Source organism: Limnohabitans sp. T6-20 (assembly GCF_003063505.1).
Lineage (GTDB): Bacteria > Pseudomonadota > Gammaproteobacteria > Burkholderiales > Burkholderiaceae_C > Limnohabitans_A.
The window spans coordinates 578,273-604,842 of the sequence record NZ_NERW01000001.1 but is presented as its reverse complement, the minus strand read 5'-3'; the positions used below and the strand labels follow the sequence as shown (position 1 = coordinate 604,842).

20 protein-coding genes are annotated in these 26,570 nt (G+C 60.7%); 7 read left to right on the top strand and 13 right to left on the bottom strand.

Annotated features, from left to right (window positions below):
• Positions 1–170: 170 nt before the first annotated feature.
• Genes rsmA through B9Z33_RS02885 form a run of 3 tightly spaced genes read right to left on the bottom strand, consistent with a single transcriptional unit; the run spans position 171 to position 4,715 of the window.
• Entirely contained in the window at positions 171–953 is a 783-nt protein-coding gene (rsmA, locus tag B9Z33_RS02895; RefSeq protein ID WP_108285498.1) for a 16S rRNA (adenine(1518)-N(6)/adenine(1519)-N(6))-dimethyltransferase RsmA, read from the bottom strand.
• Complete coding sequence (locus B9Z33_RS02890; protein ID WP_108285497.1) at positions 950–2,287, bottom strand: peptidylprolyl isomerase; 1,338 nt, start codon at positions 2,285–2,287, stop codon at positions 950–952. The genes rsmA and B9Z33_RS02890 overlap by 4 nt, the downstream gene beginning before the upstream one ends.
• Positions 2,280–4,715: an LPS-assembly protein LptD gene (locus tag B9Z33_RS02885; protein ID WP_233252708.1), complete on the bottom strand. Its 2,436-nt coding sequence runs from the start codon at positions 4,713–4,715 to the stop codon at positions 2,280–2,282. Before B9Z33_RS02885 ends, B9Z33_RS02890 begins: the two co-directional genes overlap by 8 nt.
• A gap of 80 nt (positions 4,716–4,795) precedes the next feature.
• Between B9Z33_RS02885 and B9Z33_RS02880 the strand changes: the two genes are divergently transcribed.
• The 4 genes from B9Z33_RS02880 (at position 4,796) to B9Z33_RS02865 (ending at position 9,238) form a co-directional block, all read left to right on the top strand.
• Positions 4,796–5,902, top strand: coding sequence for an aminoglycoside phosphotransferase family protein (locus B9Z33_RS02880; protein WP_108285496.1), 1,107 nt, complete (start codon positions 4,796–4,798; stop codon positions 5,900–5,902).
• 7 nt (positions 5,903–5,909) lie between these two features.
• Complete coding sequence (locus B9Z33_RS02875; RefSeq protein WP_108285495.1) at positions 5,910–6,623, top strand: 16S rRNA (uracil(1498)-N(3))-methyltransferase; 714 nt, start codon at positions 5,910–5,912, stop codon at positions 6,621–6,623.
• Between the two features lie 104 nt (positions 6,624–6,727).
• Positions 6,728–7,984 (top strand): glutamate carboxypeptidase, encoded by a 1,257-nt coding sequence (locus tag B9Z33_RS02870; protein ID WP_108286112.1) that lies wholly within the window; start codon positions 6,728–6,730, stop codon positions 7,982–7,984.
• A 75-nt stretch (positions 7,985–8,059) separates the two neighbouring features.
• On the top strand, positions 8,060–9,238 hold the full coding sequence (locus B9Z33_RS02865; RefSeq protein ID WP_108285494.1) for an MFS transporter: 1,179 nt from the start codon (positions 8,060–8,062) through the stop codon (positions 9,236–9,238).
• On the opposite strand, the gene B9Z33_RS02860 is transcribed toward B9Z33_RS02865, so the two are convergent.
• Both B9Z33_RS02860 and B9Z33_RS02855 read right to left on the bottom strand, forming a co-directional pair.
• Entirely contained in the window at positions 9,204–10,067 is an 864-nt protein-coding gene (locus B9Z33_RS02860) for an alpha/beta hydrolase (protein WP_108285493.1), read from the bottom strand. The two genes, B9Z33_RS02865 and B9Z33_RS02860, sit on opposite strands and share 35 nt — an antisense overlap.
• Positions 10,067–11,548 (bottom strand): M20 family metallopeptidase, encoded by a 1,482-nt coding sequence (locus tag B9Z33_RS02855; protein WP_108285492.1) that lies wholly within the window; start codon positions 11,546–11,548, stop codon positions 10,067–10,069. Before B9Z33_RS02855 ends, B9Z33_RS02860 begins: the two co-directional genes overlap by 1 nt.
• Before the next feature lie 230 nt (positions 11,549–11,778).
• On the opposite strand from B9Z33_RS02855, the gene B9Z33_RS02850 reads away from it, so the two are divergent.
• The 3 genes from B9Z33_RS02850 to B9Z33_RS02840 are packed head-to-tail and all read left to right on the top strand — an operon-like array spanning position 11,779 to position 17,689.
• A complete protein-coding gene (locus B9Z33_RS02850; RefSeq protein ID WP_108286111.1) occupies positions 11,779–13,095 on the top strand; it encodes an efflux RND transporter periplasmic adaptor subunit in 1,317 nt (438 codons plus the stop codon).
• 12 nt (positions 13,096–13,107) lie between these two features.
• Positions 13,108–16,263, top strand: a complete 3,156-nt coding sequence (locus tag B9Z33_RS02845) for an efflux RND transporter permease subunit (protein WP_108285491.1) — start codon at positions 13,108–13,110, stop codon at positions 16,261–16,263.
• Positions 16,256–17,689, top strand: a complete 1,434-nt coding sequence (locus B9Z33_RS02840) for an efflux transporter outer membrane subunit (protein ID WP_233252707.1) — start codon at positions 16,256–16,258, stop codon at positions 17,687–17,689. Before B9Z33_RS02845 ends, B9Z33_RS02840 begins: the two co-directional genes overlap by 8 nt.
• Before the next feature lie 95 nt (positions 17,690–17,784).
• On the opposite strand, the gene B9Z33_RS02835 is transcribed toward B9Z33_RS02840, so the two are convergent.
• The 8 genes from B9Z33_RS02835 to B9Z33_RS02800 all read right to left on the bottom strand — a co-directional run bounded on the left by B9Z33_RS02835 (position 17,785) and on the right by B9Z33_RS02800 (position 26,368).
• Positions 17,785–18,528 carry a sulfite exporter TauE/SafE family protein gene (locus B9Z33_RS02835; protein WP_233252706.1) on the bottom strand — a complete coding sequence of 248 codons (744 nt, stop codon included), beginning with the start codon at positions 18,526–18,528 and terminating at the stop codon, positions 17,785–17,787.
• An 82-nt stretch (positions 18,529–18,610) separates the two neighbouring features.
• Positions 18,611–19,444, bottom strand: coding sequence for a 2-oxo-tetronate isomerase (gene otnI, locus B9Z33_RS02830; protein ID WP_108285489.1), 834 nt, complete (start codon positions 19,442–19,444; stop codon positions 18,611–18,613).
• A gap of 57 nt (positions 19,445–19,501) precedes the next feature.
• The gene (locus B9Z33_RS02825) at positions 19,502–20,161 is read right to left on the bottom strand and encodes an aldolase (protein ID WP_108285488.1); all 660 of its coding nucleotides are present in this window, start codon (positions 20,159–20,161) and stop codon (positions 19,502–19,504) included.
• A gap of 133 nt (positions 20,162–20,294) precedes the next feature.
• The gene (otnK, locus tag B9Z33_RS02820) at positions 20,295–21,566 is read right to left on the bottom strand and encodes a 3-oxo-tetronate kinase (RefSeq protein ID WP_108285487.1); all 1,272 of its coding nucleotides are present in this window, start codon (positions 21,564–21,566) and stop codon (positions 20,295–20,297) included.
• Positions 21,567–21,650: 84 nt separating this feature from the next.
• Positions 21,651–22,565 (bottom strand): L-threonate dehydrogenase, encoded by a 915-nt coding sequence (gene ltnD, locus B9Z33_RS02815; RefSeq protein ID WP_108285486.1) that lies wholly within the window; start codon positions 22,563–22,565, stop codon positions 21,651–21,653.
• A 10-nt stretch (positions 22,566–22,575) separates the two neighbouring features.
• Positions 22,576–23,550 carry a tripartite tricarboxylate transporter substrate binding protein gene (locus B9Z33_RS02810; protein WP_108285485.1) on the bottom strand — a complete coding sequence of 325 codons (975 nt, stop codon included), beginning with the start codon at positions 23,548–23,550 and terminating at the stop codon, positions 22,576–22,578.
• 104 nt (positions 23,551–23,654) lie between these two features.
• Positions 23,655–24,431, bottom strand: a complete 777-nt coding sequence (locus B9Z33_RS02805; RefSeq protein WP_108285484.1) for a hypothetical protein — start codon at positions 24,429–24,431, stop codon at positions 23,655–23,657.
• Positions 24,432–24,511: 80 nt separating this feature from the next.
• Positions 24,512–26,368 carry a DUF2779 domain-containing protein gene (locus B9Z33_RS02800; RefSeq protein ID WP_158270166.1) on the bottom strand — a complete coding sequence of 619 codons (1,857 nt, stop codon included), beginning with the start codon at positions 26,366–26,368 and terminating at the stop codon, positions 24,512–24,514.
• Positions 26,369–26,570 lie beyond the last annotated feature (202 nt).

Below are 26,570 nucleotides of genomic sequence, written 5' to 3'. Positions count from 1 at the left end.
CCCACCGACAAATTGGTGGACGTGTCGCCTTTGGCGCTGCGCATGAGCAGCCCATTCAACGCAGGTTATTGGCTCGCAGCCGCCTGATGTTCATGAAGGCCCTTTGAATGGGGCCTGAATGCAAAAAGCCCCGCACTGCGGGGCTTTTTCATGGGGCCGGGTCTTTCAGTTCAAACCGCTTGGGCCAAAGCCACAAATTCGGCCACGGGCACTTCTTCCGCTCGGCGTTGCAAATCAAAGTGCCCCGCAAAGCCTTTTTCTTCGAGCCATTTGCCCAAGGTGTTGCGCAGGATCTTGCGGCGCTGGCTGAAGGCGACTTGCACCAGCGTCTCCAGTGTTTTGACGTTGACCTGTGGCGGCTCGGCCAATGGCACCATGCGCACCACAGCGCTGTCCACGCGCGGAGGTGGGTCAAAGCTCCCGGGTGGCACGAACAGCACATTGGCCATGTCGTAGCGCCACTGCAGCATGACCGACAGTCGGCTGTAGTCTGAAGTGGAGGGTTTGGCCACCATGCGATCGATGACTTCTTTTTGCAGCATGAAGTGCTGGTCTTCGATCACGTCCACTTGCGCCAGCAGATGGAACAGGATGGGGGTCGAGATGTTGTAGGGCAGATTGCCGACGACCCGGATTTTGGACGCTGGGGCAGCCGATGTGGCTTTGGCCAGCATCTGCGTTGCCAAGGCCCGGAAATCGACTTTCAAGACATCCGATTCCACCACCGACAGGTGCGGGTGTTCGCGCAAACGCACAGCCAGATCGCGGTCCAGCTCGATCACCGTCAAATGACCCAGACGTTCGACCAGGGGCTGCGTCAAGGCAGCCAGGCCTGGACCGATTTCAACCATGGGCTGACCCGCCTCTGGGTTGATCGCGTCCACGATGGCATCGATGATGCCGCCATCGGTCAGGAAGTGCTGACCAAACCGTTTGCGGGCGATGTGCTTCATTGAGGTGGCTCGCGCATCTCGACGTAGGCACGACCTCGGATGTCCTGAACCCAAGCCGCGTAAGTCTCATCGAGTTTCTTTTCGCGCAGGGCATTGCGTGCCATGGTGCGTTGTTCCTGATCGCTCATGGGCGCGTTGCGGCGGTCCGTGACTTCGATCAGGTGCACGCCAAAGCGCGACACCAGAGGCTCACCAACTTGGCCTGGGCGCAGACGGCTCATGACTTGTTCAAATTCAGGCACAAACATGCCGGGGTTGGCCCAACCCAAATCGCCACCTTGCTGGGCGCTGCCGTCTTGTGACATCTCGCGGGCCAGGGCTGCGAAATCCGCCTTGCCGGAAACCACAGCTTGCCGCACTTCGGTCAGCTTGGCCACGGCTTGGGCTTGCGTCATTTGTGCCGAGGGGCGCAACAAAATATGACGGGCACGGGTTTGAGTGACCAACAAGGTGTTGGCTTGGCGGCGCTCAAGGACCTTGAGGATATGAAAGCCCGCAGCAGAGCGCACAGGCGCAGAGATGTCACCCACATTCAAGCTGCGCGTGGCGCTGACAAACAAATCGGGGTAGCGATCCATGGGGCGCAGGCCCATGTCGCCACCGTTGGCGCCACGGTCGGTGGTTTGCGAAAAGGATTTGGCCAACTCGGCGAAGCGCTCTCCGCCACGCGCACGCCGTGCGATGTCTGCTGCGCGCTCGCTCAAGGCTTTGGTTTCCGATTCGCTGCTGTTTTCCGGCACGGCAATCAGGATCATGCCCAGGTTCAGTTCGGGGGGCACTTGTGCGGCTTGTGTCTGCAGTTGTTCGCGCAAGAATTGCGCCACTTCCAGATCGCTGACGCGCACACGGCCTTCGATTTCCCGTTCACGCAAGCGGCTGAGCATCAGCTGCGTGCGCAATTGTTCGCGAAACGAACTCAGTGCAATGCCGTCTTGCGCCAGCCGCTTGTGCATTTCTTCGCGGGTCAATTGGTTGGTGGCCGCGACGTTCAGTTCCGCTTGTTCAATGGCCTCGTCTTCAATTTTGATGCCCGCCTCACGGGCTTGCTGCAACTGTGCTTTTTCGTTGATCAGCTGCTCAACCGCCAATTGGGTGAGCTCAGTGGCTGTTGGACTGTTGCCTCGCGCAGACGCCTCTTTGGCCATGCGTTGGCGCAGCACCTGGACTTCCTGATTGGTGATGGGCTCCGAGTTCACAACCGCCACGATGAAATCGGCTTGGCGGATGGTCTTGCTCGGGGATTGAGCCCAAGCGCCAGACGGGTTGAGCAGACTGACTGCGCCCAGGATGGATGCCAGCAAAGCTGAGCGGGCAGGAGAAAACAGATCATTCATAGTGCTGGAACCGACTGGGTTGGACCGCGCTGTCACGCAGGTATTGGTAGCGGGGAATGTTGTCACTGAGGTGTTTTAACGGGCTGATGCCAACACGTGCAAAACCGACGAATTCGAGTTGGAAAAGAATGCGGCTGGTCGCACTTGTGGGGCTGGCGGTGGAGATGTTGGTTTGCAGTCGCTCAAAAGCGACCCGACCCAGCCAGCAGCCCGCATCGTATTCGAGGCCCACCAAGGTGTCCACCAAGCTGCGTTCCTTCAGGCTGTAGTTGAGTCTGCCCACCGAGTACCAGCGGTCAGGCCCCAGTCCTTGTCCGGAGGTCCGCGTCCAGGCGGTTTCCGCTTGCCGGTCGGTCCTGCCGATCAGGTCACTCAAAGGCCACTGCCAGCCTACGTCCACAAATTCGGTTTTGGGTGTGACTTGGTTGTTGGCTCGGTAAGCCATGTTGATGACGCGGTAGGCGCTATGGCTGTAGCGCCCTTGCAGCGTGGTTCGGCTGATCTCGTGCGTCTGGTTCTTGGCCTGGATGGTGGCGTCGAATGACCAGCGATCGTCCCAACGGATGCCTGCGCCAAACAAAATATCGCTCAGCCCGGCAGCTCTGTCGGCCTGATTGGAGGACAGGTTGACCTGTTGATCAGAAAACCGGATCCGTTGGGCCATGCCAATCCGAAGCATTTCAGCGCCAGTGCCTGCATCAAAAAAGCGGCTGCTCAAGCCCAAAGTCAGTGCGTCGTTGTCCACCAGTCGGTCTTGGCCTACATAGGCGTTTTCGCTGAAGATGGTGGCGAGGTTGAAGTCTGTGGCTCCGCTGTCATAAACAGGCAGCATGTCCTGGTTTTTGTAGGGCGTGCGGGCATAAAAAGCGCGGGGCTCCAGTGTTTGCAAAACATCACGGCCGAACCAACGTGTTTCGCGTTCAAACACCAGGCCTGAATCCACACTGAAGGTAGGCAGGACGCGGTTGGCGGACAAGGCCCCGTTGTCGAGCGCGCGGTCCATCTGATAACGCGTGGCGTGCAGCTGCACCTTGGGTGTGACAAAGCCCCAAGGTCGGATCCACGGACGGCTCACCTGTGCTTGGATGTAGCTGCGCTCACCGTTGCGCGGCAATGTGCCGTTAGCAACCAAACTGGCCACGCGTGAGTAGTCAGCTTCAAACCGCGTGGTATCGCCCACCACAGACCAATCCAGTCCCTCGGCATTCCATTGCCCGTAACGCATGGTGATTTGAGGTGCCCTGTCATAGGGTGGAGCGGCATCCTGCAGGTTTTGCCAGCGTTGCACTTGGGCGGTCATGCTGAAGTCGCCCTTGCCCCATGACAAAACCCCTGTGGAGGGCAGAATTCGTTGTGTCAGTGCCAGGCCTGACCGGGGGAAATCCCGCCAGTAGTTGTTGTCACTGACCCGGTTCAAGGTCAAGCCCAGACCAATGCGGCCCACACTTTCCAAGCCGGTATCAATGCCGCCATTGTGTTGGCTGGACAGACCCCAGCGGTTCGCGTCCCGCAATTTGTCGGCGGGCATCAGATTGAGACGCACTTGACCGCTGTAGTCCCGTTCCAGATAGCGGAATTCCGTGTCCGCAGCGATGCCGCGTTGGCTCATCACATGCGTGGTGACGGTGGCGTCGCGGTTCGGTGCGATGTCAAAGTAATAGGGCTGCGCCACTTCGACGCCGTTGACGGTGTCGACGCTGAACAAAGGCGGCAGCAGGCCCGATTTGCGCTCGTTGGTCAACGGCAGGCTGAGGGACGGTGCCGCAAAAATCGGCACATCCTTGAAGCGGAATTGCACGCCTTTGGCGTCGATGGTGGACTCTTCTTCGTCGACCGTCAGTTGTGTGGCTTTGAGCAGCCATTCGGGCAACCATTCGGGCCCGGGTGTGCGGCGGCAAGTTGTGTAGCTGGCTTTGCGAAGGATGCTGCGCTTGTCGTCCACAAACTCCACTTCGGCCGCCTGGCCATAGCCGCCACTGCTGTACAGCTCAAAGTCTGGTTTTTCAAAAGTTCCCTGAAAGCTGTCCACTTTCAGATTCAAATGAGGGCCTGTGAAGACGCTGGTTTCGCGGCTCACCCGCACTTTGCCGGATGCGTCCACCACATCCTGGGTCTGGTCGTAGTCCACCCGATCGGCGCTCACGGCCAATCCGGGCCGCCGAATGCTGGCTTGACCCTCGATCACCAGGTCCATGTCGGGGCGCGCGGTGATTTGTTCGCCCTTGACAAAGACCGCCCCTTCGGATTGCTGACGCGCGGAGACTTTTTCTTCGAGCAAAGGGCTGCTGCGCAAGGGCAAGCCCGCTGGCTGGGCTTGGGCCCAGCTGGCACCCAGCGTCAACAAAGCTGCCGCCATCGCCACAGCGCGTGGGGCAGAAATGGCAGCAGGTGTCAGCGGCAGAGATGGCAAAGAGGAAGGGATGACCACAAATTGGGGAAATGATGAAAAGAAGCAGCCTGTTGTTTCCCCGAAAGGGCGCCAGCAGGCTTTGTAGAATGCGATTATCCATGAGCCACCCCTCTTTATCCCTAATCCCCTCGCCTGCACCTGTTTCTGAAGTCAGCTGGTCAGACCCGGCACGTCAGGGTTTGTTCCAGCACTGGATCGCCGGCATCGCTGCCGAGCAGGGACTTTTGCCCGACACCTTGCGCATTGCCTCGGCCGATGCCAGTTTTCGCCGCTATTTGCGGGTGGACACGAGCCAAGGCGACAGCCGCATCGTCATGGACGCGCCGCCCGACAAAGAGAACTCGGAGCCCTTTGTCCGCATCGCGGCCTTGATGAAAAGTGCGGGCCTGAACGCCCCCGAGGTGCTGAACTGGCATGAGGCCGATGGCTTCATGCTGCTGACCGACCTGGGCGACGCCACCATGATGTCGGCTATCGACGCTGACCGCCCGCAAGCCAACCACGGCCTGTACATGCAGGCGGTCGACACCCTGGTGCAGTGGCAACTGGCCTCGCGCCCAGGCGTGCTGCCCCCCTACGACGCAGCCTTGCTCAACCGCGAGCTGAGCCTGTTCCCCGACTGGTACCTGGGCCAGCACAAAAAAGTGCAGCTCGAAGGCAAAGACAAAGAGACCCTGGACAAGGCGCTGGCCCTGATCGTGCAGCGCAACCAGGCCGCCCCCAGCGTCTATGTGCACCGCGATTTCATGCCGCGCAACCTGATGATGCCGTTTCAAAACGACCAGCTGGGCGTGCTCGACTTCCAGGACGCGGTGTACGGCCCGGTCACCTACGACATCGCCAGCCTGATGCGCGACGCCTTTTTGACCTGGGACGAAGATTTCGTGCTTGACATCACCATCCGTTACTGGGAAAAAGCCCGCAAAGCCGGGCTGATGGACTTTGAAGACTGGCACAGCGACTTCGGTGCGTTTTACCGCGCTGTCGAGTGGATGGGCTTGCAGCGCCACCTCAAGGTGGCGGGCATCTTTGCGCGGCTGACCCTGCGGGACGGCAAGCCCAAATACCTGGCCGATGCGCCGCGCTTCATCCACTACATCCGCAAGGCCTGTGACCGCTACCGCGAGCTGGGCCCCCTGCTCAAGTTGATCGACGAGATCGAGGGCACCACGCCGCAAGTCGGCTTCGCTTACGGGCGGATGTAAGCACCCCATGCCCCGCTTTCACTGCCCCGCACCCCTGCACACCGGGCTGGCCCTCAGTCTGCCTGCTGGCGCTGCCCGCCATGTGCAGGTGCTGCGCCTGCAGCCGGGCGATGCCATCACCTTGTTCAACGGCGAAGGCGGTGAATTTGACGCCACCGTCACCCGCATGGGCCGCAGCGATGTCGACGTCGAGGTGGGCGTGCACCACCCGGTGGAACGCGAAGCGGCTCGATCCGTGCACCTGTTGGCGGGCATCACCGCCAACGACCGCATGGACTGGCTGGTCGAAAAAGCCACCGAGTTGGGTGTGGCCAGCATCACCCCGCTGGTGGCCGAGCGCAGCGTGCTCAAGCTCAAGGGCGAGCGCGCCGACAAAAAACTGGCGCACTGGCAAGGCGTGGCCGTGGCTGCGGCCGAGCAGTGCGGGCGCAACCGCGTGCCTGCCATTCACCCTGCCGTCAGCCTCAAGGAGTGGCTGGTGCAGCCCACGGCCGATGCCGACCGCTGGGTGCTGTCGCTGGCGCAGGGCACACAGGCCTTGGGCGCTGTGAACACCTCCACCCGGCCTGTGGTCGTGCTCAGCGGCCCCGAAGGTGGTTTGTCTCCGGCCGAAGAGGCGGCAGCGCTGGCCGCAGGTTTCCAGCCCGTGACCTTGGGGTCACGCGTGCTGCGGGCCGAAACAGCGCCCTTGGCCCTGTTGTCGGCCTTGACGGTGCTCTGACCCGAGCCTGTCGCCAAGGCGCTCGCGGTGCGGGTTTTTGCGCGTGCGTACGCGCGCCCTGTGCGCTTACGATGCGCCATCAACTCGATGGATGCATGACCGCCATGAAAAAACACTTCTTGAACCCTTGCCTCGCCGCAGTCGCTTTGGCTTTGTCGATGGGCGCTTCTGCACAAAAGCGCGACGATACCGTGTTTGCCGCAGCGCAGGCCGCGCAGCCGGCTGTCATCGACACCTTGCAAAAGTTGGTGATGATCGAATCGGGCTCGGCCAACATCGCCGGTATCGCGCGGGTGGCCGATTTCGCGCAAGCCCGGCTCGACGCCCTGGGTGCCAAGACCGAACGCATCAAGACGAGCAACAGTGAACGGGTCATGGTCAAAGGCGTGCTCAAGGGCAAGGGCCGTCTCAAGGCCATGCTGATCGCGCACATGGACACGGTCTACCCCGACGGCATTCTGGCCACGCAGCCCTACAAGTTCGATGGCAACCGCCTGTACGGTCCGGGCATTGCCGATGACAAGGGCGGCATCGCCGTCATCCTGCATTCGCTGGCGGTGCTGCAGTCGCAAGGCTGGAACGACTTTGACACGATCACCGTCTTGTTCAACCCCGACGAAGAAATTGGCTCGGGCGGCTCGGGCGACTTGATCCAGTCGCTGGCGGCCGGGCACGATGTGGTGCTCTCGTATGAACCAACCGCCGCCAAGAGCATGGCCAAAAACGAAGGCGTGCTGCTGGCCGCTGCGGGCACCGCCATGGCTACCATGGAAGTCAAGGGCAAAGCCTCCCATGCGGGTGCGGCACCCGACGAAGGCCGCAATGCCCTGATCGAGCTGTCGCACCAGATGCTGGCCACCGAAGGCATTGCCAAAGGCATCCCGGGTGCCCAGCTCAACTGGACTTACGCCCAAGGGGGCTCGGTGCGTAACCAGATTCCGGAGAGCGCGGTGGCCACGGCCGATGTGCGCTTGCTCCAGCCCGACGCGGCCGACAAACTCAAGGCGGCACTGATTGCCAAGACGCAGGAAAGCCGGCGCGTGCCCGACACGCACGTGCACGTCAAACTCGATGTGGGGCGCCCGCCTTATGTGGCGGGTGAGCGCGGCATGGCCCTGGCCCAGCGCGCGCGGGCCATCTACGCCGAACTCGATGGCCGGCCCCTGTTTTTCCACCCGGTCACGGGCGGTGGCACCGACGCGGGTTTTGCCAGTGGCTCGGGCAAGGCTGCGGTGCTCGAAAGCTTGGGCCTGGCCGGTTGGGGTTTCCATGCGCGTGACGAGTACATCGAGATCGATTCCATCGTGCCGCGCCTCTATTTAACGGCGCGTTTGCTTCAGGATCTTGGCAAGAAGCCATGATGTTTGTTTTGGCAACGCATGGGGGTCAAAAGTGAGGGCCTCGGTGTATAAGCAAGTGGCGATACACTGCCCGCTATGAACGCCAACCTCCTTTTTCTCACGCTCTGCCAGGGCCTGTTCCTGACCAACAACGTCACCTTCATTGCCATCAACGGCTTGGTGGGCCTGAGCATCGCGCCGCTGGGCTGGATGGCAACCTTGCCTGTCATGGGCTACGTGGTGGGCGGTGCCGTGTCGACTGGGCTGGTGGCCAAGAGCCAGTCGCGCTGGGGGCGCAAGGTGTCTTTTCAGTTGGGCTTGGGTGTGGCCTTGTTTTCGGCTCTGCTGGCCGCTTATGCCGCCTGGACCCACAATTTCTGGCTGCTGGTCGCTGCCACGGTGATCGCGGGTTACTACAGCGCCAACGGCCAGCTGTACCGCTTTGCTGCTGCCGAATTGGCCGCTGACGGTTTCCGCGAAAAAGCCGTCTCGCTGGTGCTGGCGGGCGGCCTGATCGGTGCCATCGTCGGGCCCAATTTGGCTTCGCGCACACGCACCCTGCACGAAACCCCGTTTCTGGGGGCCTACATGGCCCTGGGGGTCGTGGCGGTGCTGGCCATGGTGTGCATGAGCTTCATCCGGTTTCCGGCCGTGCCTGCCAAAAAGCCGGGCGACAGCGCAGGCCGACCTTTGGGCGCGATCATGCGCCAGCCCGTTTTCATCGTGGCGGCTGCAGCCGCCGCTTTGAGCTACGGCGTGATGAACCTGCTCATGGCCGCCACACCGCTGGCCATGCAGGTGTGCGGTTTCAGTTTTGACGATGCGGCGCTGGTGCTGGAGTGGCATGTGATCGGCATGTTCGCCCCCGGCTTTTTCACGGGGCACCTGATCAAGAAATTTGGCACCTTGCAAATCATGGCCGTGGGGGTGGTGATCAACTTCGCCTGCATCGCCATCGCGCTCACGGGTGTCGAGTTGCACCAGTTTTTGATTTCGCTGTTCTTGCTGGGCTTGGGCTGGAACTTCTTGTTCACCGGCAGCACCACGTTGGCCATGAAAGCCTGGACCCCTGCTGAAAAAGACCGGGGTCAGGCCGCCATCAACTTCTTTGTGTTTGCCACCATGGCCATCACGTCGTTTGCCTCGGGCGCTTTGGTCACCACCCAGGGCTGGGTGTGGCTGAACATTGGCTCCTTGCTCCCGGTAGCCCTGACCGGCATCGCACTGGTGTGGATGGTGATCAAGCAGAAAAGCGCGACAACAGCCAGCGCTTGAGCGCCATGAACACCTGCGCGCGGTAGAGGTCGTTGAAGATCTCGTGGTACATGCCCTCAAAGCACTGGGCCTGCACCACACTCTTCGGTGCTGCTTGCGCGAAATCGGCGCTGGCCTGTGCGTTGACCAGCCGGTCTTGACCCGCATAGAGCAGCAAAGTGGGGACTGACCATTGCGCGGCATCTTCCAGCGTTTGCGTGCCGTTGTTCAAAATCCATGCGGCCAAACCGGTGGAAATGCGTCGGTGCACCATCGGGTCGGCTTGGTAGGCTTTGACCACATCGGGGTCTCTGGCCACCCACTCGGTTTTCAGGCCGTTGTCGACGCGAAGGTGTGGCACCACGCGTGGCAGAGTGGCCAGCAGCATTTTCTGAAACAAGGTGGGGAACGCCCCCAAGGCCGGGGAAGACAAGACCGCCGCATCCACCGGGCGCAGTTGTTCGGCCAGCGTGCGCGCGACCACCAAGCCGCCCATGCTGTGGCCCAGCAAGATGAGTGGGGTGTCCGCCAATGCCGGGCGCTGCCGGGTGTCGTCGATCACCCGGCACAAATCGGCCTGCAAACTGCCGGGACGCAGCATGTCGCCCCGGGCACCTTCGGACTGGCCGTGGCCTTGCTGGTCATAGGCGCGCACCGCAAAACCCCATTGGTGCAAGTTGGCCGCCAATTCGCCATAGCGCCCGGCGTGTTCGCCCAGGCCGTGCACCAAAAGCACGGTGGCCAAGGGCTGCGCCGCAGGCAAGATCCAGTCATAAACCGCCAATTGGCCCGCGCTGCCTTGGACAGCAGAGACGGTCGGGCGCGAAATGGAAAGCCGCTGCGAGAACATCAAGGCATCCGCGTCATGACTTCGGCCACGGCCGCTGTGAGCTTCTTGGCGTAGGGCACATGCAAGAACTCGTTGGGTCCATGTGCATTGCTCTTGGGGCCGAGCACGCCACACACCATCATTTGCGCTTTGGGAAAGCCCGCGCTCAGCATGTTCATGAGCGGAATCGTGCCGCCCTGGCCGATGTAACCCACACCCGCGCCAAAGTGGGACTGGCTGGCACTGTTCAGCGCCTGCTCGAACCAGGGCAAGGTGTCGGGGGCGTTCCAGCCGGTGGCACCACCACCCGATTCAAACGTCACCTTGGCTTGGTAGGGCGCGTTGTCTTCCAGCAGGGCTTTCATTTCGGCCACGGCTTGTGCCGCGTCCACCAAGGGCGGCAAACGCAGGCTGAGCTTGAAGGCGGTGTAAGGCCGCAGCACATTGCCCGCGTCTTTCAGCGCAGGAAAACCGTCCGCCCCGGTCACGCTGAGTGTGGGCGTCCAGGTGCGGTTGAGCAGGGCCTGGGTCGGGTCGGTGGTGGTGGGCAGTGCAAAGCTGGTCGAGCCCCCGCAGTCGTAGTGTGCCCACGGGAAGCGCTTGTACACCTCGTCGCCCAAAATCGCGGCCGTGGCTTGGGCCTGCGCCAGCCGCTCGGCGGGCACTTCGCAATGAAAGCTCGCGGGCAGCAGGCGACCGGTGGCGCTGTCTTCAAGGCGGTCGAGCACCTGACGCATGATGCGAAAGCTGGATGGCACCAGACCTGAGGCATCGCCCGAGTGAATGCCTTCTGTGAGGATTTGCACCTTGAGCGTGCCGCTGGCCATGCCGCGCAAACTTGTTGTGAGCCACAGCTGGTCGTAATTGCCCGCGCCGCTGTCCAGGCAAATCACCAGGCCCACATCGCCCATGCGGGTGCGCAGCGCATCCACATAGGGCAGCAGGTCGTAAGAGCCGGACTCTTCGCAGGTCTCAATCAAGCCCACGATGCGTGGGTGCGGTGTGTTTTGGCTCTTGAGCGCCTGCACGGCGGCGATGCTGGCGTAGACCGCATAACCGTCGTCAGCGCCACCGCGGCCATAGAGCTTGCCTTCTTCGTACACCGGGGTCCAGGGCCCCAGGTCATTGCGCCAGCCATTGAACTCGGGCTGCTTGTCCAGGTGGCCGTACATCAGCACCGTCTGGCCCGATCCCTCGCTGGCCGCACGCGTCGCGGCCACTTCAAAAAACATGACAGGCGTGCGACCCGGCAGGCGGATGATTTCAAGCGTGAGGCCTTCGACCTTTTGCGCTTCGACCCACTGCGCGGCGTTGCGCAGCACGGTCTCGATGTGGCCGTGCTTGGCCCAGTCGGCATCAAATGAGGGCGACTTGGCCGGGATCTCGATGTACTTTTTCAGCTCGGGCAGGATGCTGCTGTCCCAAGACTGGGTGACTTCACCCAGTGCGCGGGCGCTGTCGAGGGTGCCAGCGGGCATTTCGCGGTGCAATGGAGCGTTCATCGTGAATCCTTGTTTGGGAAAAGTCTGGGCGTGCGCAGGGGGCGGGGCGCATCGCAAATTATGACAAGTTCAAGCCAGGAGTCCATGTGGTTTGTACAAGTCGGTGACACCGCAGGCCTGGTGTGTGTGTCATGCAGTTCATGCAAAATGGCCGGTTGTTCACATGCCCCCGACGGATGGCTTGCACGGGTTTCGTCCAGCATCGCTCCGGGTGGTTCCAAAGGTTGCCCATGTCCTCGTCACGCCCTGTTTTTCCCGCATTCACCCCGCCATTTCACAACCCTGTCCGTTCAGGGCGCTGGTGCGTCGGGGCCTTGCTTGTGGCCTTGGCCGCCTGTGGCGCCAAGGATGCGCCGCCAGCGGGCGGTGCTGCAGGCAAGGCACCGCCTCCGGCGACTGTAGGGGTGGTCACCGTGGCAGAGCAGGCGGTGGCGCTGCAGACCGAATTGCCGGGCCGGGTCAGCCCCGTGCGTGTGGCGCAAGTGCGTGCCCGCGTCAGTGGGGTGGTGCTCAAGCGCCTGTTCCGCGAGGGCAGCGAGGTCAAAGCCGGGCAGGTACTGTATGAAATCGATGCTGCGGCTTACCGCGCCACACTGGACAGCGCCCAGGCCAGCATGGCCAAGGCCCAGGCCAATCTGGAGCAAGCCAGCGCCCTGGTGACGCGCAACCAGCCGCTGGTGCAGGCCAATGCCATCAGCGGGCAGGATTTCGCCACTTTGGTCACCGCCCAAAAGCAGGCGGCTGCCGATTTGGCTGCAGCCCAAGCGGCGGTCAAGACGGCCCGCATCAACCTGGACTATGCCAGCGTGACCGCACCGATTTCGGGCCGCATTGGCCAGTCGCTGGTGACCGAGGGCGCCTTGGTCAGCCAGACCGAAGCCACGCCTTTGGCCGTCATCCAGCAGACCGACACGGTGTATGTGAACTTCACCCAGTCCAGCGGCGAGGTGCTGCGCCTGCGCAAAGCCGTGGCCACCAAGCAGCTGCGCAGCAAGAGCGACGGTTCGTTGCCGGTGCGGGTGGTGCTGGAAGATGGCACCGAGTTGCCACGCCCCGGCAAGCTGCTGTTTGCAGATATGACGGTGGACGCCACCTCGGGCCAGATCACTTTGCGCGCCGAAGTGCCCAATGCCGACGGCATGCTTTTGCCTGGGCAGTACGTGCGTGTGCGCTTGTCCCAGGCCGAACTGCCTTCGGGCATCTTGCTGCCGCAGCAAGCGGTCACACGCACCGGTCAGGGCGATACCGTGCTGGTGGTGGGTGAAGATGGCAAGCCGGTACCGCGCCCCGTGTCGGTGGGCGGCAACCAGAACAACCAGTGGGTCATCCTGAGTGGCCTGCAAAAAGGCGAGCAAGTCATTGTCGATGGGTTCCAGAAAATGATGGTGCCCGGCATGCCGGTCAAGACCGTGCCCTGGACGGGTTCTGCACCAGCGGGCGCACCGGCTGCGGCGGGCTCACCCCCCCCGGCAGCTTCTGCATCGGCCACCCCCGCTTCAACCTCCGCTTCAGCTCCCGCATCGGCACCCGCCGCTGCCAGCAAGTAAGGGGCGCGCAGCATGGCCCGCTTCTTCATTCATCGCCCCATCTTTGCGTGGGTGATTGCCTTGTTCGTTCTGGTGATGGGCGCTGTCGCCATCACGCAGTTGCCCATTTCGCAATACCCACCGGTGGCACCACCGTCCATCGTGATCACGGCGGGTTACCCCGGCGCTTCGGCCCAGACGCTGGAAGACAGTGTGTTCAGCGTGATCGAGCGCGAAATGAATGGCTCGCCCGGTTTGATCTACATGGAGTCGGTGGCGCAAGCCAACGGCACAGGCACCATCACCATCAGTTTTGAGCCCGGCACCAATGCTGACCTGGCCCAGGTCGATGTGCAAAACCGCCTCTCGCGTGCCGCGCCGCGCCTGCCTGCGGCTGTGACGCAGCAAGGTGTGCGCGTGGAAAAAGCGCGCGCCAACTTCTTGTTGTTTACCATGCTCTCGTCCGACAACCCGGACTTCGACATCATCGCGCTGGGTGACTACGCCTCGCGCAACATCGTCCCCGAAATACAGCGCTTGCCCGGCATTGGCCAGGCGCAGCTGTTTGGCACCGAGCGCGCCATGCGCGTGTGGATCGACCCGGCCAAGCTCAGCGGCTTCAACCTGTCAGCAGCCGACGTGAACGCCGCGATACGCCAGCAAAACGCCCAGGTGTCCTCGGGCTCGATCGGCGACTTGCCCAACATCACAGGCCAGTCGATTGCAGCCACCGTGATCGTTGATGGTCAGTTGGCCACCGTTGAGCAATTTGGTCGCATCGTGTTGCGCGGCAATGCCGATGGCTCCACGGTGCGCCTCAAGGATGTGGCGCGCATCGAACTGGGCGCTCAGACCTACGCCACCTCGGCGCGCCTGAATGGCAACCCTGCCGCTGGCATTGGTGTGCAGCTTTCCCCTTCGGGCAACGCCATGGCGGCGGCCCAAGCGGTGCGTGAGCGCATGACCGAGTTGGAAAAATATTTCCCCAAGGGCGTGCACTGGACCATTCCTTACGACAGCTCGCGCTTCGTGAAAATCTCGATTGCCCAAGTGGCCGAGACGCTGGTCGAGGCTGTGATCCTGGTGTTCCTGGTGATGTTCTTGTTCTTGCAGAACTTCCGTTACACCATCATCCCCACCATCGTGGTGCCCGTGGCGCTGATGGGCACTTTTGCCTTGCTGCAAGTGCTGGGTTTTTCCATCAACGTGTTGACCATGTTCGGCATGGTGCTGGTGATCGGCATCGTGGTGGACGACGCCATTGTGGTGGTGGAGAACGTCGAGCGCATCATGAGCGAAGAAGGCTTGCCACCGCTCGAAGCCACGCGCAAAGCGATGGGGCAAATTTCTGGGGCCATCATTGGCGTCACTGTGGTGTTGATCGCAGTGTTTGTGCCGCTGGCCTTTTTCAAGGGCTCGGTCGGCAACATCTACCGCCAGTTTTCGGCGGTGATGGTCAGCTCCATTGGCTTTTCGGCCTTCATGGCCTTGTCTTTGACGCCCGCCTTGTGCGCCACGCTGCTCAAGCCGGTGCAAGCCGGACATCACCATGCCAAGAGCGGCTTTTTTGGACGCTTCAACCGGGGTTTTTCGCGCACCGCCAAAAACTACGAAGGGCTGGTGGCCCGCATGTTGCCGCGTGCTGCGCGCTACCTGTTTGTCTATGCCGCGGTCATCGGCGCGGTGGCGGTCATGTATGTGCGCTTGCCCACCTCGTTCTTGCCCGGTGAAGACCAGGGCAACATTCTGGTGAACGTGCAGTTGCCGCCGGGGGCCACGCAAGAACGCACCTTGTCGGTCATGAAACAGGTCGAGGGCTTCATCCTCAAGCAACCCGAAGTGCAAAGCATGGTGGGTGTGCTGGGCTTCAGCTTCTCGGGTCAGGGCCAGAACGCCGCGCTGGCGTTTGTGACGCTCAAGGACTGGAGCGAACGCTCTGGCTCCGAGCACTCCGCACAAGCGCTGGCCGGGCGTGCCTTTGGGGCGCTGATGGGTATCCGTGATGCGTTCATCTTTCCGCTGAGCCCGCCGCCCATTCCCGAATTGGGCACCGCCTCGGGCTTCACCTTCCGCTTGCAAGACCGGGGAGGCAAGGGCCACGACGCGCTGGTGGCGGCACGCAACCAGTTGATGGGATTGGCGTCCCAAAGCCCGATGCTCACACAAGTGCGCCCGGACGGCCTGGAAGACGCGCCGCAACTGCAAATTGACGTGGACCGCGACAAGGCCAATGCGCTGGGTGTCGGTTTTGATGCGATCAACACCGTCATTTCCACCGCCTTGGGCTCGGCCTACATCAACGACTTTCCCAACCAGGGCCGCTTGCAGCGGGTGGTGGTGCAAGCCGATGCCACCTCGCGCATGCAGCCGGACGACATCTTGCGTTTGAACGTCTCCAATGCCCAGGGCAAATCTGTGCCCTTGTCGGCCTTTGCCACCACGCGCTGGATCAAGGGCGCGATGCAGACTGTGCGCTACAACGGCTACCCCGCCATGCGCATTGGCGGCTCGGCAGCCCCCGGCTACAGCTCGGGCGCGGCCATGGCCGAGATGGAAAACCTGATGAAGCAATTGCCCGAAGGTTTTGCCTTCGAATGGACCGGGCAGTCACGCGAAGAAAAGCTGGCCGGTTCGCAAGCGCTGGTGCTCTATGGCTTTGCCATCCTCGCTGTGTTCTTGTGTCTGGCGGCCTTGTACGAAAGCTGGTCGATTCCGCTGGCCGTGATTTTGGTGGTGCCGCTGGGGGTGCTCGGCGTGCTGCTGGCCACCTGGTTGCGTGGCTACGCCAACGATGTGTATTTTCAGGTCGGCCTGATCACCATCATTGGCCTGTCGGCGAAGAACGCCATTTTGATCATCGAGTTTGCCAAGGACCTGCAGGCCCAAGGCAAGACGGTGGTCGAGGCGGCGCTCACGGCGGTGCACTTGCGTTTCCGTCCCATCTTGATGACTTCGCTGGCCTTTGTGCTGGGCGTGTTGCCCTTGTTCATTGCATCGGGCGCAGGCTCGGCCAGCCAGCGTGCCATTGGCACCGGGGTGATTGGCGGCAGCATCATCGGCACCGCACTGGCGCTGGTGTTTGTGCCCATCTTCTTTGTGGTGGTGCGAACTTTTTTCAAGGGCAGTGAGCGCCAGCGGCAATTCGATGCCGAGCATGGTCACCAGATCGGAGTCGACAGCCATGAGTGAGTTGAATTTTCTCAACGGGTCGCTGCTGCGTCTGGCCAGCGGCGCTTGCGCACTGACCCTGCTCGGCGCTTGTAGCCTGATCCCAACTTATGAACGCCCTGCTGCGCCGGTGCCCACCCAATACCCGGGTGCGACCGAAGCAGCACCCGGCCAGCGCCAGGCCGCCGATATCCCCTGGCAAGACTTTTTCAAGGACGCCCGGCTGCAGCGCCTGATCGCACTGGCGCTGGACAACAACCGCGACCTGCGCATCGCCATGCTCAACATCGAGCAGACCCGCGCCCAGTGGCAACTGCGCCGTGCCGACGAGCTGCCCACAGTGAACGCGGGCATCGGCGGTTCACGCACTTCCAATGCTTCGGGGGGCATCACCAGCACCTATACCGCAGGGCTGAGCGTGAGTCCGCTGACCGCTTTCGAGCTGGACTTGTTTGGCCGTGTGCGCTCGTTGAGCCAGGCCGCGCAAGCCCAATGGCTGGCCAGTCAAGAAGCGCGTCGCGTGGTGCAGATTTCGTTGGTGGCATCGGTGGCCAACACGTATTTGAGCTTGATCGCTGACGATGACTTGTTGCAAGTTGCGCAGAAGGCTGTCGCCACACGCGAACAGTCCCTGCGTCTGACTCAGCTGCGGTTTGAGCACCAGACCGCATCGCAGCTTGACCTCAGCCAGGCCCAGTCTTTGCTGGAGGGTGCCAAGGTGGCGCTGGCCCAAGCCAAGCGTCAACGCACTCAAGATGACAACGCATTGGCGTTGCTGGTGGGCCAGGCACTGCCGACCGATTTGCCTGCAGGCATGCCTTTGACGGCGCAAGCTTTGTTGGCCGATGTGCCTGCGGGCCTGCCATCCGACTTGCTCATTCGCCGCCCCGATGTGCGCCAGGCCGAACAGCAGCTGTTTGCCAACAACGCCAACATTGGTGCCGCGCGTGCCGCCTTTTTCCCGCGGCTCACGCTCACGGGCAGCGCGGGGATTGTGGGCAACGACCTCGAACGCTTGTTCAGCGCCGGGACCAGTGCCTGGACGTTTGCCCCTCAGGCGCTGTTGCCCATCTTTGATGCAGGCCGCAACCAAGCCAACCTCGACGCTGCGAAAGTCGGGCGCGACATTGCAGTGGCCCAGTACGAAAAAACCATCCAGACCGCGTTCCGCGAAGTCGCTGATGCGCTGGCCGCCCGCAGCACGCTGATCGAGCAACTGCGCGCTCAGCGTGCGCAACTGGCCGCAGAAGAAACCCGCATGGGACTGGTTGAACTGCGCGAACGCCAGGGACTGGCCAATGCCTTGGAAGTGCTGGATGCCCGTCGGTCGTTATTGACCGCGCAACAAGCGGCCTTGCAGACGCAAGCCCAGCAACTGCAAAGCCTGGTCGCTGTCTACAAAGTCTTGGGCGGTGGCTGGACAGAGCCAGGGGCGCGCAAGGATTGATGCGTCCAGTCAAAGCTGCGCGGCGTGGATTTGAGTCAACCCATGTGCAATGGGGAAGGATCCAAAACGGTGTGCGCTTTGGCTTGAAAATTCCGTCAAGCCTGCAAGACCTCGGCGATGAGTTTCAATGAAATCGCCAGCAGGCCAATTTGCACCCATTTGAAAAACCAGTCGTCGGCGATTTTGCGTGTCAGGTAGGCGCCCAGGACAGTGCCAATCAGCGCAAACGGAATCAGTACCATCGCGCCCATCATCTCGTCAATGCCGTAGGGTCTCAGCTGGTGGTAAGGCCCGAGCTTGGCCAAATTGATGACCGCGAAGAACAGGGTGGATGTGCCAGCGAACACCGCTTTGGGCAGCTTTTGTGGCAACAGGTAGACCTGAAACGGGGGGCCACCCGCATGCGAGATGAAGCTGGAAAAACCTGACAGGCCACCCCACAGCAAACCTTTATCCCATCGGGCCTGAACAGGCGCGTGCTGGCTTTTCCGTTGGCGCCAGGCATTCAGCACAAAGCCTACCCCCATCAAGCCGATCAGCAATTTGACGGCGGTGTCGGAGACCATTGATGCCGTCAACCATCCGACCAGCACACCCGCGACCCCGGCGGGAATGAGGATTTTCAGGTTGATGGCACTGAAGTTTTTGCGGTAAAGCCACAGCCCCACCATGTCGGAGATGATGTAAATGGGCAACAACATCACCACCGCCCGCACCGGTGACATGAACAGCGAAAGAATCGGCACGGACAGCATGCCCACTGTGGGCAAGCCCCCTTTGGACAAACCCACCAAGCCCGCAGCCAGTGCGGCCCACATCAGATAGTGAGGATCGTTCACGGCCGATCAGGCACAAGGCCCGTTTGTGCAGGCACGCGCCAAGGCTCAGGTGCAGACGTCAGGATGGTGGGTATGTCGGTGTTCACAGGCGCCCGCGTGCCCAGCTCAGGCCACGCGATGTACCGCCCGGGGTGGCATCAGCGGGGTTGTACTCACACCCGATCCAGTCGTCCCAACCGCATTCAGCACTCACACGGTCGATCGTCTGGAAAATGTGCGTCCAGTTCACTTCCCCCGTGCCAGGTTCGTGGCGGTTCGGCACTTCAGCGATCTGGAAATGCCCCACACGGCCGGTGGGCAGGTACTGAGCAATCTTGGCACTCAAGTCGCCTTCGACGATTTGGCAGTGGAACAGGTCCATCTGCACCTTCACGTTGGCGGCACCCACGGCCTGCACGATGCGGTGGGCGTGGTCTTGGCGGTTGAGGTGAAAGCCCGGCACGCTGCGCGTGTTGATGGGCTCGACCAACACGTCGCGTCCGGCCTTGGCGGCTTCGGCTGCGGCCCATTGCAGGTTGCTGGTGAGTGTGGCGTCTGCTGCTTCGGCACTGGCACCCTCTGCGCGCAAGCCCACCATGGCGTGCACGCGTGGACAGCTGAGCGCATCCGCCCATTCGAGCGCGTGCACAAAGCCCGCACGGAATTCGGCCTCACGCCCCGGCACACTGGCTGTGCCGCGGTGCCCCTCGGTCCAGGCGGCGTTGAAGCCTGCCACATCGGCACCACCGGGTGGTGTGTTGAACAGCACTTGCTGCAGGCCGTTGTCTTTGAGGCGTGCCGTGATGTCTGCTTTTTCAAACGCATAGGGGAACAAATATTCCACCGCTTTGAAGCCGTCTTTGGCGGCCGCATCAAAGCGGTCCAGAAACGGCAGGTCGGGGTACATCATCGACAGGTTGGCGGCAAAGCGGGGCATGGTGGTCTTTCGGTGGGCAATGGGTTCAATCGCGGCGCGGGCTTCGCGTCTGCAGGGTCACCAGCGTGCGCCAAAAGTCTGGCGCAGTTCGTCCAGATCGGTGGCGCGCAGCGGCGGGGTGTGGGGTTGCAGCAGCATGAGCCGTGCGGTTTCTTCGAGTTCTTCGAGCGTGGCCATGGCGGCTGCTGGGCTGTCGTGCCACACATTGGGCCCCAGGCGCGGCAGCATCACGGCGCGGATCGGCGTACCGTGCGCGGCGTGGCTGCGAATCAAATCAGCGACTTCTTTGGCCGCATCCGCGCTGCCCGGACGGTGGTAGCGCAGCAGCGGTACATGGCCTACTTTCATCACAAAGTAAGGCGTGATGGGCGGCAGCAATTCAGGCCCGTGGGCGTTCAGGCTCAGCGCCACGCAGTGCGTGCTGTGCGTGTGGATCACGCAGCGCGTGTCGGCATCGCTCTCGCAAGCGGCGGTGTAAATCTGGCGGTGCAAGGCGATGGTTTTGCTGCCCTTGTCGCCGCTGACTTGCTGGCCTTGCAGGTCCAGCTTGGCCAGGCGCGCCGGGTCTAAAAAGCCCAGGCACGCGTCGGTCGGCGTGATCAGAAAACCATCGTCCAGCCGCACGCTGATGTTGCCCGCCGTGGCGTGTACGTAGCCGCGCTCAAACAAGCTGCGGCCCACGCGGCAGATCTCTTCGCGGGCTTGTGATTCATTCATGCGATCTCCTGCTGGCATGGATTCATTGTAGAAGTGGCCGGTTTTTGTGGGAGGTCGCCCCTGCGGCTGAATGCTTGTTGCAGCGCAGAACCACATTCGCGAACAGGGGCTCGCTTCCACAGGGGGGCCAGGTTCACTTCAGCACCCCAAATGCTTTGCTGAAAAAGTCTTCGGTGCCGAAGTTGCCCGACTTCAGGGTGATGTGCACGCCGCCAGTGGGTGAAGGCGCGTGGCACCACGGCACGCCCGGGTCGATTTGCGGGCCGATTTGCAGCTGTGCAATGTTCAGCGCCTGCACGCAAGCACCCGAGGTTTCGCCGCCTGCCACCACCAGCTGTTGTACGCCCAGGTCCACCAGACCACGGGCCACAGACGCCAGCGCATGTTCGACCAAAGCGCCTGCCTCGGCCACGCCCAGCTGCGCTTGCACGGCTTTGACGGCATCCGGCTCGGCGGTCGAATACACCAGCACCGGACCGTTTTGGAGCAGCGGCCCAGCCCAGGCCAGCACCTGCTGCACCACGGCATCGGTTTGACCGTGCATCAGGCTGGCCGGGTTGATCGCCATCGCGGGCCGTCCCGTGGCTTTGAAGTGTGCGACCTGGCCATTGGTGGCCACCGAGCAGCTGCCCGACACCACGGCTTGCAGACCACGGGCCGCAGGCAACTGGCTCGCTTGCAGTGAAGGCTTGAGGCCAAAGTTGGCGGGCAGGCCAATGGCCACGCCTGAGCCTGCAGTCAGCAGTGGCAGCGATTTCAAAGCCGGGCCCATGCGGTGCAGGTCTTCGTTGCTGGTCGCGTCCACCACGCCCACGCCCACGCCTTCGGCGCGCAGGGTGGCAATTCGTTCGCGGATGGCCGCCTCGCCAAGGCCCACGGTCTTGTAATCGATCAAGCCGACCTTGCGCTTCGTTTGCGCTTGCATCACGCGCACCAGGTTGGCGTCGGTCATCGGCGTGAGCGGGTGGTTTTGCATGCCACTTTCGTTCAGCAACACGTTGCCCGCAAACAGGTAGCCTTTGAACACGGTTCGACCGTTATCCGGAAAGGCTGGGGTGGCGATGGTGAAGTCCGTACCCAGCGCGTCCATCAGCGCCTCGGTCACCGGGCCGATGTTGCCCTCGGGCGTGCTGTCAAACGTGGAGCAGTATTTGAAATAGATCTGTGTGGCACCTTGCGCTTGCAGCCACTTCAAAGCTTCTAATGACTGCGCGATGGCCTCGGCTGTGGGAATCGTGCGCGACTTGAGCGCGACCACTACCGCATCCACATCCGCGGCCAGCGGCGCTGCGGGCACGCCAATGGTCTGCACCACCCGCATGCCTGAGCGCACCAGGTTGTTGGCCAAGTCCGTGGCACCGGTGAAGTCGTCTGCAATGCAGCCTAGTTTCAATGTTTTGGTCATGGTTGGCTTGTGTTTGGGTGTTGTTGTAGAAGGCCGCCCCTGCGGCCGAATGCATTCGCGCGCAGAGGCGCGCTCCCACAACTGTCAGGCACTTTTTCTCTTCGGCAATTCAATGCCCGGGAAAATCTTGATCACCGCGCTGTCGTCTTCCTTGGCAAAACCCGCCGTGCTGGCTTGCATGAACATCTGGTGTGCGGTGCTGGACAGCGGCAGCGGGAACTTGCTTGCACGGGCTACGTCGAGCACGATGCCTAGGTCCTTCACAAAAATGTCCACGGCTGAGAGCGGCGTGTAGTCGGCCGCCAGCACATGGGCCATGCGGTTTTCAAACATCCAGCTGTTGCCTGCGCTGTTCGTGATCACCTCGTACAAGGCCTCTGCATCCACGCCTTCGCGCAATCCCAGCGCCATGGCTTCGGCCGCGGCGGCGATGTGCACGCCCGCCAGCAGCTGGTTGATGATCTTGACCTTGCTGCCTGCGCCCGCGCTGTCGCCCAGCTTGTAGACTTTGGCGGCCATGGCGTTCAAAAACGGCTCGGCCACGGCATAGGCCTCGGGCTTGCCCGCGGTCATCATGGTCATCTGTCCAGAGGCGGCCTTGGCCGCGCCGCCCGAGATGGGCGCATCCACATAGCGCAGGCCCATGGCTTCCAGGCGCGCTTCCAAAGCCACCGACCAGTTCGGGTCCACGGTCGAGCACATCACGAACACGCTGCCGGGCTTCATGCTGGCGGCACAACCCGTCATGTTGCCGGGCGTGGTGCCATCGCCAAACAGCACGGCTTCGGTTTGGGCGGCATTGACCACCACCGACACGATCACGTCACACGCAGCACCCAGAGACGCCAGCGATTCGTGCGCTGTGCCGCCGGCGTTGGTGAAAGCCTCGGCCACTTCACGCCGCACATCAAACACCTGCACGCTGTGTCCCGCACGGCGCAACGATGCCGCCATGCCCGAGCCCATGGCCCCCAAACCGATCAGTCCGACTGTTGTCATGTGGGTTTCCTCAATCCAGTGAAATTTTGGCGAATGCCGCTACTTTTTTCCATTGCGCCATGTCGGCCTGCATGAAGCTGGCCAAGCCTTGTGCGTTGGCCCAAGCAGGCTCTGCACCTGCCTTGAGCATGGCCGCTTTGACTTCAGGCTGGCTGGCCACGCGCTCCAGCGCTTGTTCCAGTTTCTGCTGCACCGGGGCAGGCAAACCTGCAGGCGCTGCCACGCCAAACCAGGCAAACACCTGATACCCTTTCATGCCCGCCTCTTCCATGGTGGGCACGCCCGGCAATGCACTGCTGCGCAGGGGTGTGGTCACGGCCAAGGCCTTGAGCTTGCCACTCTGGATCAAACCCAACGCCGAAGGCAGGTTGTCGAACATCAGGTTCACTTCGCCCGCCATCAAGCCGGTCAAACCCGCGGCGGCGCCCCGGTAAGGGATGTGTGTGACGAACGCGCCCGACTGGCTTTTGTACAACTCGGCGCTCAAGTGCAACGAAGTGCCCTGCCCGTTCGATGCGTAATTGAGCTGCCCGGGTTTGGACTGGGCCAAAGCCGTCAATTCGGCCAGGCTGTTGATGCCCGAGGCCGGATTGACCATCAGCACATTGGGCACTCGCCCCAATAAAGCGATGGGGGCGATTTGCTCAGGTTTGTAGGGCAATTTGCTGTACAGCGCCGGGCTGATCGTCAGTGGCGGTGAGGCCATGAGCAAGGTGTAGCCATCGGCCGCCGCACGCGCCGCTTCGGCCGCACCCAGGTTGCCCCCCGCACCGGGTTTGTTGTCAACCACGATGGCCTGTCCCAACTCTTGCGCTAACTTGGGTGCGACCAGACGTGCCATGTTGTCGATCAGACCCCCCGGTGGGAACGGCACCACCAGCTTGATGGGGCGGGCAGGCCAGGCTTGCGCCAGCGCTGTCGAGGCCAGAAAAGGCGTGGTCAGAGCCAAGGCGGTCGCTGCCACGAGCCAGTTTCTGCGTTGCATGGGGTGTCTCCTGAGGGGAATTGATCAGGTCATCATACAAATTTTTGCGCGGTGGTGCATCGGGATTTGTCCGTAGCCTGCTGGGGGCTGAAGCGCCCTACCAGTCAATGAGATTGATTCCACGCAGCAACTTCGTAATGAATTGGGTGGAGATCAACTTCACTACAAAGATCCCTTATCCAACGCTGCAACATCATGTAACTGGCCACCACGTTCATTTCATCCCAGCCCATACTTTGAGTGGATGTGATTGTGAACGGCGGATTGAGTAGTCGGATGCCTTGGATAGTGAAACTATCCCATGGCACATGTGCAAGTGCCAAGAGGGTTGCACGCTGCTGTGCACTAATGCCTCGATACCGAAGCATTGCCTTGCACGTTAGATTAAACAGCTTAGAAGCTCTTCCGAATCCCATGAACTCGGAAACTCCCGCAGCGGTGTCAAATTCACGCGCTATCAATTGAGAATTCTCAATGACGAATTTTTCATATGCATCGACACTCGTCAATTGAACGAATTTTTCTAAATTGTGCTCAAAAATTTGAGTGACAACCTGCCTATAAATTTGCGAAGGTTTTTTATCAACGTTGAGTCTTTTTAGTGGAAATGCTCGAAAAGTGTTACCCCCAACACTTTGAACAACGGCATCTTTAATGGATTCGAATGGTTCCAACAAATAAGACTCAAGAATGGGCACGGCGGATTTCATCGCGCTATGCAGCTCTTCCTTGGACTTGAAAACATGTGGCTGTGGTGATCCCACATTACCTTTTTGAAAGCGCATTCCACAAGCAGCCAATACGCTTTTGAAATCAATATCTAACTTTTCGCATTGATTTTCGAGTTGCTTAAGTTTTTCAATTGCTTCTGCTTTATTCATGTTGTATCTCGTACTTTGAAATTTATATTTTGGTCCGGTCAGAAAGGACAAAACCGTATTTTCGAAATTATTCAGCGTGCTTAAGCAGCAAAATCCCTCAAGCTCATCAAGCCCTGCACCAACATCACCATAGCCAATGTATCGAGCTCGCAATATCGCAGCAACGCCTGTTCAATGCTTTGCCGCTCTGCAGCACTCAAACCATTGAACTGGGTGTAGTTGTAGGCGGTCATGGCCAAGCCACCTTGATTGATCGCGCCTTCGTCGTCCTCATCCCCAGCCAGGCGCAGCAACATTTCATTCAAATCACCATGCTCGGGGCTAAAAATTCCAGGCAACGTTTTGTAGGGGTCATTGCCCTTTTCTGTCTGAAGCCAGACATGGCCTTGGCTGCCCTTGAAATTCAGGCTTTCAATGGCCAAGCCTGCCCCATAAACACCGTGTTCTCGGTACAAGGCCGCAACCCCTGGGGCGTCATGCAAAATGGCTGGTAGCATGAATTTAAGAGAAATGCTACCTCCGGCCTTAGCAGAGTAATAGCCTTCCTGGATCAAACGGTGCAAATCCACCATGGCCCGCTCTCCTGCAAATGGACCGTAAATTTCGGCCTCATCACCCGTTGATTTGGTGATGAGATCGATGAATGCGATCAATTCGGTCGCATCAGGTACGAAGACCAAACCTGCATCTTCAATTGTTTTTCGCAGGCCGCGCAGCACCGTATTTTCGTGATTGTGATAACGGAAAACCGTGCCCTCAAGTTGGCCAGAAGGCATCAGTGCTTTGCGCAGTTGGCGCACGAATTCGATGCTCGGAAAAAATCCAGCTTGCGTCGAAATCCACTGGTTGGCATGACGAATACGGATTTGCCTATCGCCCAGTTTTTCCATGATGTGATGGCTGAACTGGAATGCCAACGTTTGGTAAGGCCGCATGTTCTTGAAAAACGGCAAGGCAGGCGCAGACGTCTCAAAATCGATCATGTGCAAAGGCCACTGCCAATCGTCCATCTCGCTCAGCCGCTCTTCATCGAGCACGAAAGTTGGCCCTTGCCCATTGGCCGCTTGGACCTGTGCCATGCGGCGCTCGAGGGGTGACATGCCCTTTCCACCGTACTGAGCCTTTGGGCGAATGTCATCTTCTTGAACATCCGCCAGGAATGCACGTCCTTGTTTCAAAACCACGTCGGCAAAGCTGCGTGAACCAGAAGCGCCTCCCCAAAGCTCAATGGACAAAGGGATGTTGCGGTCAGTCAGATCACGACCGCCTTGAAGCAACCCTTGACTTAAAGCCAATTGCCAACATTCATGCACGCCGCTGCGCAAGGGGTTTCCAGCAGGGGCGCGGTATTGGCAAGTACGACACGTCTTGGAGACGCCGTGGAAGACACGATGGCCTTGCATCTGAAGCTCTCCGGCCCATTTCATGAAGGTGGCCAAATCTTGCCGATGGATCTCGGGTACATGAGCCACATTGTCGATAGGCATGTGTCGCAGCTCATCCACAATGTCCCTGACATCGACTTCACGCAAAAAATCAAGATTCCCGATGTCCTTTTCCGTCAGATGCGGCGGGGTTTTGATCTGAACACGCGAGACGCCGGTTTCGGCATTCTTGGTCTGGACGATCTGAAAAAGCTGATGTAAACCATCCTTGTCGCACGCCTTGGCCGCATCGAGCAGCAAGAGCTTGGGACGGATTTTGTAACCCGGAAAGTTCAGGCGTGCCACCTCCGCCTGAAAAGTGACGTCATAAAGATAAGGCAACCATTGGGTGGCGTATTGGTTTGAGCTGTTTTTGAACCTGGCGGTCACGGTGTCGTCGTCGATGCTTTTGGATTTGACTTCGATGATGTCAATGGTCTTGGCCTCTTTGTCACGAATCAAAATGTCAACGCGCACGAAATAAGGCGCATACAGCAAGGCCGCTTCGGCCACCACCACGCGTCCAGGCAGACTCAGTTTTGCATGCGTTTGTGTGAGAGCTGCGTCGTATTGCAAGGTTTCAACCGTGATCGCGTCACCCACAGGGTTGGGGTGGTACTTGAATTTGGCCAATTCACCGACTTGGTTGCCGCCATCGGCCAGCGCTTGCAGGAAATCGTTGTCCTTGTTTTTATCAAAGTACCCGTTTGATTCC

What these genes read in the sequence shown, in the direction of transcription:
- rsmA (WP_108285498.1), bottom strand. Translation starts at nt 953, where the DNA reads ATGAAGCACATCGCCCGCAAACGGTTTGGTCAGCACTTCCTGACCGAT.
- B9Z33_RS02890 (WP_108285497.1), bottom strand. Translation starts at nt 2,287, where the DNA reads ATGAATGATCTGTTTTCTCCTGCCCGCTCAGCTTTGCTGGCATCCATC.
- B9Z33_RS02880 (WP_108285496.1), top strand. Translation starts at nt 4,796, where the DNA reads ATGAGCCACCCCTCTTTATCCCTAATCCCCTCGCCTGCACCTGTTTCT.
- B9Z33_RS02875 (WP_108285495.1), top strand. Translation starts at nt 5,910, where the DNA reads ATGCCCCGCTTTCACTGCCCCGCACCCCTGCACACCGGGCTGGCCCTC.
- B9Z33_RS02870 (WP_108286112.1), top strand. Translation starts at nt 6,728, where the DNA reads ATGAAAAAACACTTCTTGAACCCTTGCCTCGCCGCAGTCGCTTTGGCT.
- B9Z33_RS02865 (WP_108285494.1), top strand. Translation starts at nt 8,060, where the DNA reads ATGAACGCCAACCTCCTTTTTCTCACGCTCTGCCAGGGCCTGTTCCTG.
- B9Z33_RS02860 (WP_108285493.1), bottom strand. Translation starts at nt 10,067, where the DNA reads ATGTTCTCGCAGCGGCTTTCCATTTCGCGCCCGACCGTCTCTGCTGTC.
- B9Z33_RS02855 (WP_108285492.1), bottom strand. Translation starts at nt 11,548, where the DNA reads ATGAACGCTCCATTGCACCGCGAAATGCCCGCTGGCACCCTCGACAGC.
- B9Z33_RS02850 (WP_108286111.1), top strand. Translation starts at nt 11,779, where the DNA reads ATGTCCTCGTCACGCCCTGTTTTTCCCGCATTCACCCCGCCATTTCAC.
- B9Z33_RS02845 (WP_108285491.1), top strand. Translation starts at nt 13,108, where the DNA reads ATGGCCCGCTTCTTCATTCATCGCCCCATCTTTGCGTGGGTGATTGCC.
- B9Z33_RS02840 (WP_233252707.1), top strand. Translation starts at nt 16,256, where the DNA reads ATGAGTGAGTTGAATTTTCTCAACGGGTCGCTGCTGCGTCTGGCCAGC.
- otnI (WP_108285489.1), bottom strand. Translation starts at nt 19,444, where the DNA reads ATGCCCCGCTTTGCCGCCAACCTGTCGATGATGTACCCCGACCTGCCG.
- B9Z33_RS02825 (WP_108285488.1), bottom strand. Translation starts at nt 20,161, where the DNA reads ATGAATGAATCACAAGCCCGCGAAGAGATCTGCCGCGTGGGCCGCAGC.
- otnK (WP_108285487.1), bottom strand. Translation starts at nt 21,566, where the DNA reads ATGACCAAAACATTGAAACTAGGCTGCATTGCAGACGACTTCACCGGT.
- ltnD (WP_108285486.1), bottom strand. Translation starts at nt 22,565, where the DNA reads ATGACAACAGTCGGACTGATCGGTTTGGGGGCCATGGGCTCGGGCATG.
- B9Z33_RS02810 (WP_108285485.1), bottom strand. Translation starts at nt 23,550, where the DNA reads ATGCAACGCAGAAACTGGCTCGTGGCAGCGACCGCCTTGGCTCTGACC.
- B9Z33_RS02805 (WP_108285484.1), bottom strand. Translation starts at nt 24,431, where the DNA reads ATGAATAAAGCAGAAGCAATTGAAAAACTTAAGCAACTCGAAAATCAA.